Genomic DNA, 13,790 nt, shown 5'->3' on the forward strand with positions numbered 1-13,790 from the left:
GTGTTCACGGTTCCCCCTGGAACGTTAGTTATCAATTACTAACTTTCGTGCCCAAAAAAAGGGAGATGCACGGGAACGCGCACCTCCCGGCCCTCACGCCTCGGGGCGCTCCGGGCGGGTCTGGGACGGGTAGCACCCGTCCCAGACCCGGTGGCCGGGCGGAAATCCCATGGCGGCCAGGGTGTTGATCAACATGCCGCAGGCCATGAACTCCGTGACCCCGCCGGGGCCGTCGCCGAGGGCCGCCTCGACGGTCTCCCAGAGCTCCATCCAGCCGCTGCGCACCATCTCGCCGAAGGCGGGCTCCCCGGCCGCCTCGGCGGCGGCGACGGTGACGTAGAGCTGGAGCTGCATCTGGAGCTTGTCGGGGTGCTCCTCGATCAGCCGCATGTAGGCCGTGGCCATCGAATCGAGGGCCTCCTCGCCCTCCAGCCCCTTGGAGGACTCCTCGAAGACGACGCGGATGTCCTGCACGCAGCGGGCGGCCGCGGCGAGGAAGATGGCCTGCTTGTTGGGGAAGAGGCGGAAGAGGTAGGGCTGGGAGACACCGACGCGCTTGGCGATCGCCTCGGTGGAGGTCCCGTAGTAACCACCGCGGGCGAATTCGTGCATCGCCGCGCGAATGACGCTCTCACGCCGCTCGTCTGCGCTCATCCTGGCCATGCCCCTAAGTTAGTGGCCAATCACTAACTAAGTCAACCGTCAGCCCCCCCACCACACGACCACCGAGGGCGCCCCCACAGGTCGAGCAGCCAGTCAGGCGGTCAGGCGGTCTGGCGGTCAGGCGGTCAGGCGGTCAGGCGGTCAGGCGGTCAGGCGGTCAGGCGGTCAGGGCCAGCGGAACGCCCGGGCGGTGTGGCGCGGGCGCCGGGGGGTGTCCCCGCAGGTCGAGCAGAACACCACCGCCCAGCCCCTCCGACCCGCCCAGCTTCTGCGAGCCGAGGAGACACCCCCCGGCGCCCGCGCCACACCGCCCACCACCCCGACCCGGCCGGGCCGATACCAGCCCAAGGCCGAGCAGAGCCGAGGCCGAGCCCAGGCAGGGCCGAGGCCAGGCAGGACCGAGCCCAGGCAGGACCGAGCCCAGGCGGGGCCGAGCCCAGGCAGGACCGAGCCGGGACCGGACCGGGCCAGGGGCCGAGCCGCAGGCCCCGACCCATCAGGCCAGCTGGACCACCGCGCGGGACATGCCCATGATCTTCAGCCCGGCACTGGTGGCCGTCAGGTCCACCCGGACCCGGTTCCCGTCCAGCTTCGCCGCGACCTTGGCCGTGACCTCGATCACCGCACCCAGATCATCGTTCGGCACCACGACCGGCTTGGTGAACCGCACCCCGTACTCGACCACCGCACCCGGGTCGCCCACCCAGTCCGTGACCACCCGGATCGCCTCGGCCATGGTGAACATGCCGTGCGCGATCACGTCCGGCAGCCCGACCTCCTTGGCGAACTTCTCGTTCCAGTGGATCGGGTTGAAGTCACCCGACGCCCCCGCGTAGCGGACCAGGGTGGCCCGCTGCACCGGGAAGCTCGCGGCCGGCAGCTCGGTGCCGACCTCCACGTCCGCGTACTGGATCCGCGCAGCCATGTCAGACCTCCTCAGTGACGGCGGCCGGTTCGGCAGGCGCCCGGGACACGAGCTTCGTCCAGGCCGTCACCACGTGCTCGCCGGTCTCGTCGTGGACCTCACCGCGGATGTCGATGATGTCGTTGCCCGCGAGGGACTTCACGGCCTCGATGGTGGACGTCACCAGCAGCCGGTCACCCGCCCGCACGGGCCGGGTGTAGGCGAACTTCTGGTCGCCGTGCACCACGCGGCTGTAGTCCAGGCCGAGCTGCGGGTCCTGGATGACCTGACCGGCCGCCTTGAACGTGATGGCGAACACAAAGGTCGGAGGCGCGATCACGTCCAGGTGACCCAGCGCCTTGGCCGCTTCGGGGTCGGTGTAGGCGGGATTGGCGTCGCCCACCGCCTCCGCGAATTCGCGGATCTTCTCCCGGCCGACCTCGTACGGATCGGTGGGCGGGTAGCTCCGCCCCACGAAGGACTGGTCGAGCGCCATGGCTCACTACCTCCTGTGTTGGATACGAAAGGACATGCAGAAACGACACAAGGCCGCCCCCCTTGCAGGGGACGACCTTATGACGGAGCCTGTATTCGAGAAACCGCTGGGGTCAGCGGGTCTCGCGGTGCGCGGTGTGCGAGTTGCAGCGCGGGCAGTGCTTCTTCATCTCAAGACGGTCCGGGTCATTACGCCGGTTCTTCTTGGTGATGTAGTTCCGCTCCTTGCACTCCACGCAGGCCAGCGTGATCTTCGGGCGGACGTCGGTGGCAGCCACGTGAGTGCTCCTTGACGGAAATTGGACGGATGAACGCAAACAAGAGTAGCCGACCGGGAGACCGACCCCGCAATCGGCTACTGTGTGTAGCGGCGACCGGACTTGAACCGGTGACACAGCGATTATGAGCCGCTTGCTCTACCGACTGAGCTACGCCGCTTTGGTGTTGATTGCTCCCCCACCCTAAAGCAGGTGGAGGGGCTTTCTCACCAGAGCCCCAATGCGGAATCGAACCGCAGACCTTCTCCTTACCATGGAGACGCTCTACCGACTGAGCTATTGGGGCGAGCGATGAAGACATTACACGGTTGCCCACCGATCGCCCAAATCCTTTGCGGCAGCTGACCTCCGGCCATGATCCAGAAGTCGAACCGGGGCCGGAATCACGGCCGACCACCGGAGCCGGATCCAGCCCCGCCCGCACCCGCACCGCACCACACCGGTACGACTATTGCGCCCTTCCCCGCAGCGGACGGCACCGCGCCCTAGGCTCTGAACACGCTGCGTGATCTTGGGCCGCGGGCCGCGGCCACGGGGGCCCAGGAACCGCCCGAGCCCCCGCAGGAGCGCGATGTCCGACAGCCAGCCGCCGCAGCCGTCCCATTCCCCGCGCGGCGGCCGTGGCGAGGGCGGCGGCCAGGGCCCCGCTCCCACCCCCGCCGACACCACCACCCTGCTGCTGGCCGGCGCCCGCCTCCTCGACGGGCGCACGGTCGACGTGCGGCTCGGCGGCGGTCGCATCCAGGCCGTCGCCGCCGCCGGGAGCCTGCACTCCCCCACCCCCTCGCGGGTCGACCTGACCGGCTACCTCCTGCTCCCCGCCCCCGCCGAACCGCACGCCCACGGGGACACCGCGCTCACCGCCGACGGCGAAGGACCCGTGTCCCACACGGCCGACGAGGTCCAGCGCCGGGCCACCGAGGCGGCGCTGCTCCAGCTCGGCCACGGCGCCACCGCCATCCGCTCGCACGTCCGCATCGGTGACGCGCACGGCCTGGCCCCGATGGAGGCGGTGCTCCAGACCCGCCGCTCGCTGCGCGGACTCGCCGACCTCACGGCGGTCGCCGTGCCCCGCAGACTGACCGGGATCGCGGGGGCCGAGGGGCGGGCGATGCTGCGCGACGCGGTCAAGATGGGCGCGGCCGTCATCGGCGGCTGCCCGGACCTCGACCCGGACCCGACCGGCTTCGTCGAGGCCGTCCTGGAGCTGGCCGGTGAGCACGGCTGCCCGGTGGACCTGCACACGGACGGTGACGATCCCGCCCGCCTCGCCCGGCTCGCGGCCATGGCCGACGGGCTGCGCCCCGGCGTCACCATCGGCCCCTGCGGCGGCCTCTCCCGGCTCCCCCTGGACGTGGCCGCCCGCGCCGCCGACCAACTGGCCGCGGCGGGCGTACGGGTCACCTGCCTGCCCCAGGGGGATTGCGCGGCCCTGGAACGGCGCGGGCTGCGCACGGCGCCCGTACGGCTGCTGCGGGCGGCCGGGGTGCGGGTCGCGGCGGGCAGCGGGGCCCTGCGGGACGCCGGGAACCCGGTCGGTCGCGGGGACCCCCTGGAGGCCGCGTACCTGCTCGCCTCGCAGGGCGGGTTGCGGGCGGCGGAGGCCTACCACGCGGTGAGCACGGCGGCCCGGGAGGCGATGGGCCTGCCGGAGGTCCGGGTGGAGGCCGGGTTCCCGGCGGAGCTGCTCGCCGTGCGCGGCGAGCGGATCGCGGCGGTGCTGTCCCTCGCCTACAGCCGGATCGTGATCCACCGCGGGCGGGTGGTGGCCCGTACCAGCGCCGTGCGCGAGTACTGCGACTCGGCGGTCGCGGTCGCCCTCGACCTGCCCCGACAGGGCCGTACGGAGCCCGGCCCCTGAGCGTCGGCGCCGACTTCGGGCGCGGGGGAGCGCGCGTCGACGTACGGTCGACCCATGCGCATTGTCATCGCTGGTGGACACGGTCAGATCGCGCTGCGGCTGGAGCGCCTGCTCGCCGCACGCGGATACGAGGTCGCCGGGATCATCCGTGATCCGGCACAGGGCGACGATCTCCGGGCGGCCGGTGCCGAACCCGTCCTGTGCGACCTGGAGTCGGCGACCGTCGAGCACGTCGCGGGCATCCTGCAGGGCGCCCAGGTCGCGGTGTTCGCGGCCGGGGCGGGGCCGGGCAGCGGTGTCGGCCGCAAGGACACCGTGGACCGGGGCGCGGCGGTGCTGTTCGCCGACGCGGCCGAAAGGGCGCGCGTACCGCGGTTCCTGATGGTGTCTTCGATCCGGGCGGATGCGAACCACCCGGGTGACGACGTCTTCGACGTCTACCTGCGCGCCAAGGGCGAGGCCGACGACCACGTACGGACCCGGCTGGGCCTGGACTGGACGGTCCTGCGGCCCGGGGCGCTCACCGACGAGGCGGGGACGGGCCTGGTCCGCCTGGAAGCGACGACGGGCCGCGGGCCGGTCTCCCGCGACGACGTGGCGGCGGTGCTGGCCGAGCTGGTGGAGACGCCGGCGACGGCCGGACTGACCCTGGAGCTGGTGTCGGGCACGACGCCGGTCGCGGTGGCCGTCAAGGCGGTCGCCGGGAACTGACGGCCGGACCGCCGGGCCCTCGGATCGCCGGACCGCCGGCCCCTCGGACCACCGGACCGTCGGACCGTCGGACCGTCGGACCGTCGGACCGTCAGACCGTCAGAAGTCGGCGTTCACCTGGTCGTCGGAGCGCAGCACGGAGTCCTGCGCGAACTGCTTCTCGTACGCCCGGCGGATCCGTTCGATGCTCGCGCCGCGCTCGTCCGCGCCCTTCTCCGGATAGAGCAGGACGACCTCGTAGGAGGTCTCGCGGACGACCTTGCCGTCGGGACCGCGCCACTGCCCGTGGCCCGGCTGCACGGTCAGCCCCTCGGGGAAGGCGGGGGTGATCTCCCGGTCGAGGAAGCGGTCGAACTCCCGCTCCGCGACCGGGGGCGCCCCGCCGGGGCGCGCGGTGCCGAAGTAGAGCCGGGTCTCGCGGTAGGGATCGCCCGTGTGCCCTTGCAGCGCGGCCCCGACCAGGGCCGGGATGCCCGCTCCGAGCAGGGCGAGCAGCACCCCGCCGCCGACCTTCCCGCGGGTGTCAGTAGTCCACATCACCCCGGGTGAACGACCGCCAGCCCGCGACGTTGCGGCCGCGCGCCCCGCGCGTGGCATCCGGCCGAGGCGCCCGACGGCCGCCGCGGGGCCCCGACCGCCGGGCCCCGGGGGCGTTTTCACCCTCCGAAGCCGGGTAGCCGCGCCGTCAGACAACCAACAGCGGAGGCAACTCATGGGCATCGGTGGATGCATCATCCTGATCGTGGTGGGCGCCATCCTCACCTTCGCCACCGACTGGAAGCTGGAGAGCGTCAACCTTCCCCTGGTCGGTCTGATCATGATGGCGGTGGGTGCGATCGGCCTCGCCGTGTACACGAGCATCTACAAGCGTCGCCGCACCGCGGGCGCGATCCCGGTCGTGGAGGAGACCCGCCGGGACGTCCTCTGACCCCGGCGACGCCCGGAGAACGAAGAAGTCCCCCTCGTCTGCGTTTCCGCAGATGAGGGGGACTTCTTTACCACGTGGCGGCGCCAGGATTCGAACCTGGGTAGGCTAAGCCGACGGATTTACAGTCCGTTCCCATTGGCCACTCGGGCACACCGCCATGGGAGGAAGCCGTTGATTTCCGCCTCGCGGCGGTGCTCTCTGGCAACGACGTAAACGATACCCGATGGACAGGGGTGCTTCGCCACCAGATTCCGCCGCGCGGCCGGTGACGTGCCCCGCAGGGGGTCCGCAGGGGTGTGCGGGTGGCGGATCGGACACCGACGCCCGGGCTGTCCGGTCCGATCCGGGACACAGGGCCTAGGCTTGACGGCGCGGCCGGGGAACGTCCGGCGCGTGCCCCTGTGGGCCATCACAGCCGACTTCAAGGAGCCACAGCACATGGCCGACTCCAGTTTCGACATCGTCTCGAAGGTCGAGCGGCAGGAGGTCGACAACGCCCTCAACCAGGCCGGCAAGGAACTCTCGCAGCGCTACGACTTCAAGGGCACCGGCGCCACGATCGCCTGGTCCGGCGAGAAGATCGTCATGGAGGCGAACTCCGAGGACCGCGTCAAGGCCGTCCTCGATGTGTTCGAGACCAAGCTGGTCAAGCGGGGCATCTCGCTGAAGGCGCTCGACGCCGGTGAGCCGCAGCTGTCCGGCAAGGAGTACAAGATCTTCGCCACGATCGAGGAAGGCATCTCCCAGGAGAACGCCAAGAAGGTCGCGAAGATCATCCGGGACGAGGGCCCCAAGACCGTCAAGGCCCAGGTCCAGGGCGAGGAGCTGCGCGTCACCTCGAAGAACCGCGACGACCTCCAGGAAGTCCAGGCCCTGCTCAAGGGCAAGGACCTGGACTTCGCGATCCAGTTCGTGAACTACCGCTGACCCACGGGCAACCGGGTACGGCCGTCGAGGGCGCAATGGGGATCCTCCCGTTGTGCCCTCGGCCGTTCGGGCGAGTGTTCGGGGGGTAGCGCCCGGGGGGACGGCGCTCGGTGGGGTGTGCGCGGGGCGCGTGCGGCGCGCGGGCCCCGGGGGGCTTCGGTGCGGACTGGGCCCGGCGGGATGCGCCCCACCAGGCTGGGTGGCATCGATCACCGCGTGGGCAGGGGGACCCGAATGCCAGGGGACGGCACTTTCCGTCAGGACGTGGGAGCGTCCGTCGTGGTGGCGCTGGTGGCGCTGCCGCTGTGCGTCGGAGTGGCGGTGGCCTCCGGCGTGCCCGCCGAGCTGGGGATCGTCACCGGGGTGGTGGGCGGGCTGGTCACCGGCTGGTTCCGCGGGAGTTCGCTCCAGGTCAGCGGTCCGGCGGCGGGGCTCACCGTGCTGGTCTTCGAGGCGGTGCGGACGTACGGCGTGGCCGCGCTCGGGGTGCTGGTCCTCGCCGCAGGGCTGCTCCAGCTGGCGATGGGGGCGCTGCGCCTGGGCCGGTGGTTCCGGGCGATCTCGGTGGCCGTCGTCCAGGGGATGCTCGCCGGGATCGGGCTGGTGCTGATCGCCGGGCAGTTGTACGCCGTGGCCGGGGTGGACGCGCCCGCGCGGACGCCGGCGAAGTTCGCGGGGCTCGCGCGGCTGCTGGCGGAGGCCGACTGGGCCGCCATCGCGCTCGGGGCCGCCACCGTGCTGGTGATGGTGGGCTGGCGGCGGCTGCCGGAGCAGGTCCGGGTGGTGCCGGGGGCTCTCGTCGCGGTCGCGGCGGCGACCGGGGCCACCGTGCTGCTGCGGCTGCCGGTGGCCAAGGTGGAGGTCACGGGGGTGCTGGACGCCGTATCGACGCCGGGCTGGGGGCAGTTCGCCGTACTGGGCTCCGCGGGCGCCCTGGGGACCGTGGCGGCCTTCGCGCTGATCGCCTCCGCCGAAACCCTCTTCAGCGCGGCCGCCGTGGACCGGATGCACCACGGGCCGCGCACCGACTACGACCGCGAACTCATCGCCCAGGGCGCCGGGAACACGGTCTGCGGGCTGCTCGGCGCGCTGCCGATGACCGCCGTGATCGTGCGCAGCGCCGCCAACGTCGAGGCGGGGGCGCGCACCCGGGCCTCGCGGGTGCTGCACGGGGCGTGGCTGCTGCTCTTCGCCGTGCTGCTGCCGCACGCGCTGGCCGTCGTACCGCTGGCCGCGCTGGCCGGCGTACTGCTGCACGCGGGGTGGAAGCTGCTGCCGGTGCGCGGGGTGGCGGCGCTGTGGCGCTCGCACCGCGGGGAGGCGGTGGTGCTGCTGGCGACGGCGGGGGCGATCGTGGCGACCAACCTCTTCGAGGGGGTTTTGGTGGGGCTGGTCCTCGCGGTCGCCAAGGCGGCCTGGGAGACCTCCAGCGTGCAGGTGGAGGAGGTGTGGGAGGGGGACGTGCTGTGCCTGCGGGTGGCGGGAAACGCCAGCTTCCTGCGGCTGCCGCGGCTGCTCGACGTGCTCGACGCGCTGCCCGGCGACCGGGCGGTGCGCTTCGACCTGACCGGGCTGCGCCACCTCGACCACGCGTGCCTGACCGCGCTGGACGGGTGGCAGGCGCAGCGGGCGAAGCGCGCGGCTTCGGCTCCTGGTCACGGGGGCGTCACCGGGCTCGGTTAAAGTCCCGGCCGTGATGGGGACGCGGGCGGGAACAGCGGGTGGTGGCGGGGCGGCCGGTGGGCTCAGGCGGAGCCTCGGGGTGGGCGACGCGGTCGTCGTCGGCCTGGGCGCGATGGTCGGGGCGGGCATCTTCGCCGCGTTGGCCCCGGCGGCCCGGGCGGCGGGTGGCGCCCTGCTCGTCGCGCTCGCCGTGGCCGCCGTGGTGGCCTCCTGCAACGCGTGGTCCTCGGCCCGGCTGGCCGCCCGCCATCCCGCCTCCGGGGGGACGTACGTGTACGGGCGCGAGCGGCTCGGGCCGTTCTGGGGGTACCTGGCGGGGTGGGCCTTCGTCATCGGCAAGACCGCCTCCTGCGCGGCGATGGCGCTGACCGTGGGCGCGTACCTGTGGCCCGGGCGGGAGCACGTGGTGGCCGTGGTCGCCGTGGTGGCGCTGACCGCCGCGGGATACGGGGGCGTGCAGAAGTCGGCCCGGATCGCCCGGGTGATCGTGGCGGTCGTACTGGCGGTGCTCGCCGGGGTCGTGGCGGCCTGCCTGACCTCCGGCGCGGCCGACGTCGCCGGCGCGTTCGGCCGGGGCGGGTCGGGGGGCCCACGGGGCGTGCTCGGGGCGGCCGGTCTGCTGTTCTTCGCCTTCGCCGGTTACGCCCGGATCACCACGCTGGGCGAGGAGGTCCGCGATCCGCGGCGGACCATCCCGCGCGCCGTGCCGCTGGCGCTGGGCATCGCGCTGGCCGTCTACGCGGCGGTGACGGTGGCCGTGCTGTCGGTGCTGGGGGTCGACGGCTTGGCCGGGTCGGCGGCGCCGCTGTCCGACGCGGTCCGGGCCGCGGGGTGGGGCGGGCTGACGCCCGTGGTGCGGGCCGGGGCGGTACTGGCTGCCCTGGGCTCGCTGCTGGCGCTGGTGCTGGGGGTGTCTCGGACCGCGCTGGCGATGGCCCGGGACGGTCACCTGCCGCGCGCGCTGGCGGCCGTGCACCCGCGCCACGGGACGCCGCACCGGGCGGAGGCCGCGGTGGGGGCGGTGGTCGCGGTGCTGGCCGCGACCGTGGACCTGCGGGGGGCCATCGGCTTCTCGTCCTTCGGGGTGCTCGTGTACTACGCGATCGCCAACGCGGCGGCGTGGACGCTCGGCGGGAGCAAGGGGCCGGGCGCGGGCGGTCGTGGGGCGGACCGCGGTGGGCGGGTGGTGGCGGCCGCGGGGCTGGCCGGGTGCGTGGCGCTGGCCTGCGCGCTGCCACCGGCCTCGGTGGCGGCGGGCGCGGGGGTGCTGGCGCTGGGCGCGCTGCTGTACGGCGTCGGCGTACGACGGCGGCCCGGCCCCCCTGCGGGGTCCGGGCCGGCGGCGTAGCTGCGCGGGAGGGGTCGGCCCGGTCAGACGCCCGCGTTCTCCCGGCCCTTGGCCCCGGAACCCTTGGCGCCCGAACCCTTGGCGGGGGACGCGTCGGAGTCGTAGCCGATGAAGAACGTGGGACGGCGCTGCACGGCGGTGTAGATGCGCCCGATGTATTCGCCGAGCAGTCCGACGCATATCAACTGGATGCCGCCGAGGAAGAGCATCGCCACGAAGAGCGAGGTCCAGCCCGGGACGGTGTGCCCGACGAGCCAGATGACGAAGGTCACGGCCATCAGCACGAAGCAGGAGAAGAAGCTGAAGACGCCGAGCCAGGTCGCCAGCCGCAGCGGGGCGGCGGAGAAGTTGGTGATGCTGTCGACCGCGAGCCGGATCATCTTGCTCAGCGGGTACTTGGTCTCGCCCGCCACGCGCTCGTCGCGGTGGTAGGTGACCTCGCCGCTGGGGAAGCCGAGCCACGGCACGAGCAGGCGGTACACCTGGTGCTGGTCCGGCAGCGCCTTGAGCGCTTCGACGGCCTCGCGGCTGAGCAGTCGGAAGTCGCCGGCCTGCGAGGGGACCTGCTTGCCGACGATGCGGCGCATCAGCCAGTAGTAGAGGCCCGCCGTGCGGCGCTTGAAGCCGGTGTCGGTGCTGCGGTCGCTGCGGACGCCGTAGACGATGTCGAGGCCCTCGGCGACGGCCAGGTCGAGCATCTCCGGAATCTTCTCCGGCGGGTCCTGGAGGTCGGCGTCGATGCTCGCGACGTACGCGCCCTTGGAGCTGTGCAGACCGGCGGTCAGGGCGGCCTGGTGGCCGGAGTTGCCGCGCAGCTTGACGATGCGCAGCTGGGGCCAGGTCTGCCGGAACTCCTCCAGCAGCTCGGCGGTGCGGTCGGCACTGCCGTCGTCGACGGCGACGACCTCGTAGCTGACACCCGTACCGTCGAGCGCGGGCCGCAGGCGTTCCACCAGCGCGGGGAGGGCTTCCTCCTCGTTGTACATCGGAACGACAACCGACAGGGTCGTCGTGGACGACGCTTCCGACATGGGTAATCCTGCCCGTGGTGTGACCTGATGCTGCCTGGGTATCAGCAACGAATCATAGTACGAATCGACTCCCCTGCTGCCCTCCAGCCCACCGGGAGCCCTCTGTCGTGGCCGCTCGGCTGGTAGCCTTTCGATAGCCTGACAGCTTTCTTGCGCCCCCTGGGTCCCTTTGCGAGTTCACGGCTGGTACGCAGCTCGCCGCGACTCTGCGCGCGGCTGCCTGCTCCCCGCTCACGCTCTTGCCACTGCCGCTCATCCTCTGTGCGCCGGGCGGCTGTCCTCATGACTCCCCCGCTCACCGACGGGATGTCCATGACAGGCATTCGATCGGCGAGACAACGGGAGCAGAACGTCTGATGGGCACGATGCACAGCAGCCCCTCCATACCGGACACGGAGACGGGGACCACCACGAGACCGGGCGGTAGGGGTCCCGGAAGGCCCGCCACCATGGCCGGGCCACGGACGGTGCTCCTGCGCTTCCTGCCCGCCCTCGCCACCGTCGCCTTCTTCGTCGCGGCCCTGGTCGCCTCGGACACGTCGCTCGGCGACATCGGCCGCTACGCCTTCTATGTCCTTTGGGGCGTTCTGCTCCCCGGCACCCTGGTCTACCGGTCGCTGCGGCGCCGCGCCCACACCCTGATCGAGGACCTCGCCTTCGGCGCCGTCACGGGTCTCGCCCTCGAACTGGTCGCCTGGGCCGTCTTCATGGCCCTCGGCATCCAGTCCGCGGTGACGCTGTGGCCGCTGGCCGTCGTGATCCCCTTCGCCGCCGTACCCCGGCTGCGACGGCACTGGCGGGTGCGCGACTACACACCCGTACCGATGGGCTGGTCCTGGTCGATCGCGGCCACGGTGGCGGCCGCCACCGGATACCTCTACCGGGTCTACATGGACCGCAACCCGGTCCTGCCCCTCAACGACCAGACCCGCCAGTTCGTCGACGTCTCCTACCAGATGTCCCTGGCGGGCAACGCGAAGCACAACTTCCCGCTGACGCTCCCCCAGGTCTCCGGCGAGCCGCTCGAGTACCACTGGTTCGCCTTCGTCCACGAGGCCATGACCAGCATGGTCGGCCACATCGACCTGCCGGTCGTCCAGCTGCGCCTGATGATCCCCGCGCTCGTCGCGCTCACCATCGTCATCACCGCCGTCGTCACCTGGCGGCTGTCCGGTCGGGCCTGGGCCGGACCGGTCGCCGCCCTGCTCATCTTCCTGGTCGGCGAGTTCAACGCGGGCCCGGCCTGGACCCCCTTCGGCTCGCCCCAGACCACGCTGATGATCTGGGCGAGCATCTCCATGACCTACAGCATCCCGCTGCTGGTGGCGCTGATCGGCGTCGTCGGCGAGGGGCTGCGCGAACGGTCCGCGGACGATCCCGTTCCCGCTCTGGGCCGTACGGCGGTCATCACGTTCGTCGCACTGTTCGCCCTCGCGTCCTGCGCCGCGAAGGCCACCTCCGTACCCGTGACGCTCGCCGGGCTGGCGCTGGCCGGACTCGTGGTGCTCCTGCGGACCCGCCGGATCCCCTGGCTGATCGTCGGCATGGGCGGAGCGGTCGGCGCGGCCCAGCTCTTCTCCACCGCCGTGATCTTCAACTTCAAGAGCTACGGCCTGAAGGTCGCCCCGCTGTCCAACATCCAGGGGCTGTGGGCCGATCCCTCGGACGTCCGGACCGGGCTCGGACAGCTCGTCCTGGTCGCCCTGGTGTGGTTCGCGTTCCTGATCAACACCCAGCTACGACTGGCGGGCGCGCTGCCGCTGCTGTGGCGCGGGAAGCTGAAGCTCGATTCCGTGCAGTGGTTCCTGCTCGGCGGGACCATCGCCGGACCGGCCGTCTACCTGCTCCTCAACGGCTGGAACTCCAGCTACTTCACCCACGCCGGGCTCGCCTTCGGCGTCATCCTGTCGGGCTGGGGCTACGCCGAGGCCTTCGAGCGAGCCGGGCTCTCCGCACGCGGCCGCTGGCTCCTGGCCGCCGCGTCGGTGTTGTTCGCCCTGACCCTCACCTGGGTCTTCGTCGTCCACGGCGCCGGCTGGCAGCACCGCGTCGAGCACGCGATCGCGACCCGACACCCCGCCCCGGGCTCGCTCCTGGGTGCCTTCGCATCCTCGTCCACCGGCAGTGGCCCCGCGGCCGCGCTGGCCCCGATGGTCGCCGCGGGGCTCGCCCTGCTGCTCCTCGCGGTCGTCGGCGGGCTCCTGTGGTGGCTGGCCGCCCGCCGCTTCACCGCCCTGCGCCGGTGCGGCACCGTCGTCCTGCTGAGCGCCGCACTGCTGGCGGGCGCACCGACGCTGGTGTCGGACCTGCGGACACCGAAGTGGGACGCGACCGTATGGGGGTCCTTCCCGCTCCCCGCGGGCAAGGTCGACGCGGCCCGCTGGCTGCGCGCCCACAGCGAACCCTCCGATGTCATCGCGACCAACGAGCACTGTTGGTCCCCGGACGACTTCCAGGACCCCACGGCCTCCTGCACGGACTACCGGACCTTTGCCGTCAGCGGCTACTCGGAACGATCGGTGCTGGTCGAGGGCTGGGGCTTCGCACCGCGGGTCATGGCGATGGGCGACGCGGGCGGCGCCGGCCCCGCGTTCTGGGACGCCGGCCTGCTCAAGAAGAACGACGCCGCCTTCTACGCGCCGACGGCCGCCCTGCTGGACGAGCTGCGCGACCGGCACGGGGTGCGCTTCCTCTTCGCCAACCGCAAGGCGGGGGCCGAGTCCGGCGAGCTGAAGAAGCTGGCCGACCCCGTCTTCGACAACGGCCGGATCGCGATCTATGAGATCCGCGGGGCGCACGGGAACCGCTGATCCCGACCCGGACCCACTGATCCCTACGTGCCGAAGACCGAAAGGGCCGGGGGGCCCCCGGGGGGGGGGGCGCGCCCGCCGGGGGGGGGGGGGGGGGGGTGGGCGCGGGGGGGGGGGGGCGGGGGGCGCCCGGGGCGGCGGGGGGGGCGGA

13 protein-coding genes and 3 tRNA genes are annotated in these 13,790 nt (G+C 72.5%); 7 read left to right on the top strand and 9 right to left on the bottom strand.

Going from position 1 to position 13,790, the window contains the following annotated elements; translation table 11 throughout:
* Positions 1-93 precede the first annotated feature (93 nt).
* The 6 genes from ACIBEA_RS37445 to ACIBEA_RS37470 all read right to left on the bottom strand — a co-directional run bounded on the left by ACIBEA_RS37445 (position 94) and on the right by ACIBEA_RS37470 (position 2,626).
* On the bottom strand, positions 94-663 hold the full coding sequence (locus tag ACIBEA_RS37445; protein WP_399267675.1) for a TetR/AcrR family transcriptional regulator: 570 nt from the start codon (positions 661-663) through the stop codon (positions 94-96).
* A 496-nt stretch (positions 664-1,159) separates the two neighbouring features.
* Entirely contained in the window at positions 1,160-1,588 is a 429-nt protein-coding gene (locus ACIBEA_RS37450) for a MaoC family dehydratase (protein ID WP_399267676.1), read from the bottom strand.
* 1 nt (position 1,589) lies between these two features.
* A complete protein-coding gene (locus tag ACIBEA_RS37455; protein ID WP_399267678.1) occupies positions 1,590-2,063 on the bottom strand; it encodes a MaoC family dehydratase N-terminal domain-containing protein in 474 nt (157 codons plus the stop codon).
* A 112-nt stretch (positions 2,064-2,175) separates the two neighbouring features.
* Positions 2,176-2,340, bottom strand: a complete 165-nt coding sequence (gene rpmG, locus ACIBEA_RS37460) for a 50S ribosomal protein L33 (protein WP_006604855.1) — start codon at positions 2,338-2,340, stop codon at positions 2,176-2,178.
* 87 nt (positions 2,341-2,427) lie between these two features.
* Positions 2,428-2,500, bottom strand: a tRNA-Met gene (locus ACIBEA_RS37465).
* Between the two features lie 53 nt (positions 2,501-2,553).
* A tRNA-Thr gene (locus tag ACIBEA_RS37470) sits at positions 2,554-2,626 on the bottom strand.
* A 285-nt stretch (positions 2,627-2,911) separates the two neighbouring features.
* Between ACIBEA_RS37470 and ACIBEA_RS37475 the strand changes: the two genes are divergently transcribed.
* A complete protein-coding gene (locus ACIBEA_RS37475) occupies positions 2,912-4,201 on the top strand; it encodes an amidohydrolase family protein (RefSeq protein WP_399267679.1) in 1,290 nt (429 codons plus the stop codon).
* A 54-nt stretch (positions 4,202-4,255) separates the two neighbouring features.
* Positions 4,256-4,912: an SDR family oxidoreductase gene (locus ACIBEA_RS37480; protein ID WP_399267680.1), complete on the top strand. Its 657-nt coding sequence runs from the start codon at positions 4,256-4,258 to the stop codon at positions 4,910-4,912.
* A gap of 99 nt (positions 4,913-5,011) precedes the next feature.
* On the opposite strand, the gene ACIBEA_RS37485 is transcribed toward ACIBEA_RS37480, so the two are convergent.
* On the bottom strand, positions 5,012-5,449 hold the full coding sequence (locus ACIBEA_RS37485; protein WP_399267681.1) for a DUF3574 domain-containing protein: 438 nt from the start codon (positions 5,447-5,449) through the stop codon (positions 5,012-5,014).
* A gap of 175 nt (positions 5,450-5,624) precedes the next feature.
* Between ACIBEA_RS37485 and ACIBEA_RS37490 the strand changes: the two genes are divergently transcribed.
* Positions 5,625-5,840 (top strand): DUF6458 family protein, encoded by a 216-nt coding sequence (locus tag ACIBEA_RS37490; protein WP_399267682.1) that lies wholly within the window; start codon positions 5,625-5,627, stop codon positions 5,838-5,840.
* 75 nt (positions 5,841-5,915) lie between these two features.
* Here ACIBEA_RS37490 and ACIBEA_RS37495 read toward each other — a convergent pair.
* Positions 5,916-5,997: transfer RNA gene (locus ACIBEA_RS37495), tRNA-Tyr, on the bottom strand.
* A gap of 281 nt (positions 5,998-6,278) precedes the next feature.
* Here ACIBEA_RS37495 and ACIBEA_RS37500 point away from each other — a divergent pair.
* The 3 genes from ACIBEA_RS37500 to ACIBEA_RS37510 all read left to right on the top strand — a co-directional run bounded on the left by ACIBEA_RS37500 (position 6,279) and on the right by ACIBEA_RS37510 (position 9,798).
* Positions 6,279-6,767: a YajQ family cyclic di-GMP-binding protein gene (locus tag ACIBEA_RS37500; RefSeq protein WP_399267683.1), complete on the top strand. Its 489-nt coding sequence runs from the start codon at positions 6,279-6,281 to the stop codon at positions 6,765-6,767.
* A gap of 234 nt (positions 6,768-7,001) precedes the next feature.
* Positions 7,002-8,450 carry a SulP family inorganic anion transporter gene (locus tag ACIBEA_RS37505; RefSeq protein ID WP_399267684.1) on the top strand — a complete coding sequence of 483 codons (1,449 nt, stop codon included), beginning with the start codon at positions 7,002-7,004 and terminating at the stop codon, positions 8,448-8,450.
* Between the two features lie 13 nt (positions 8,451-8,463).
* Positions 8,464-9,798: an APC family permease gene (locus ACIBEA_RS37510; RefSeq protein WP_399267791.1), complete on the top strand. Its 1,335-nt coding sequence runs from the start codon at positions 8,464-8,466 to the stop codon at positions 9,796-9,798.
* A 23-nt stretch (positions 9,799-9,821) separates the two neighbouring features.
* On the opposite strand, the gene ACIBEA_RS37515 is transcribed toward ACIBEA_RS37510, so the two are convergent.
* Positions 9,822-10,829, bottom strand: coding sequence for a glycosyltransferase (locus ACIBEA_RS37515; RefSeq protein ID WP_399267685.1), 1,008 nt, complete (start codon positions 10,827-10,829; stop codon positions 9,822-9,824).
* 449 nt (positions 10,830-11,278) lie between these two features.
* Between ACIBEA_RS37515 and ACIBEA_RS37520 the strand changes: the two genes are divergently transcribed.
* Positions 11,279-13,639 (top strand): hypothetical protein, encoded by a 2,361-nt coding sequence (locus ACIBEA_RS37520; RefSeq protein WP_399267686.1) that lies wholly within the window; start codon positions 11,279-11,281, stop codon positions 13,637-13,639.
* Positions 13,640-13,790: the final 151 nt, after the last annotated feature.

Origin of the sequence: Streptomyces sp. NPDC051555 (assembly GCF_044454405.1) — a bacterium.
GTDB lineage: Bacteria > Actinomycetota > Actinomycetes > Streptomycetales > Streptomycetaceae > Streptomyces.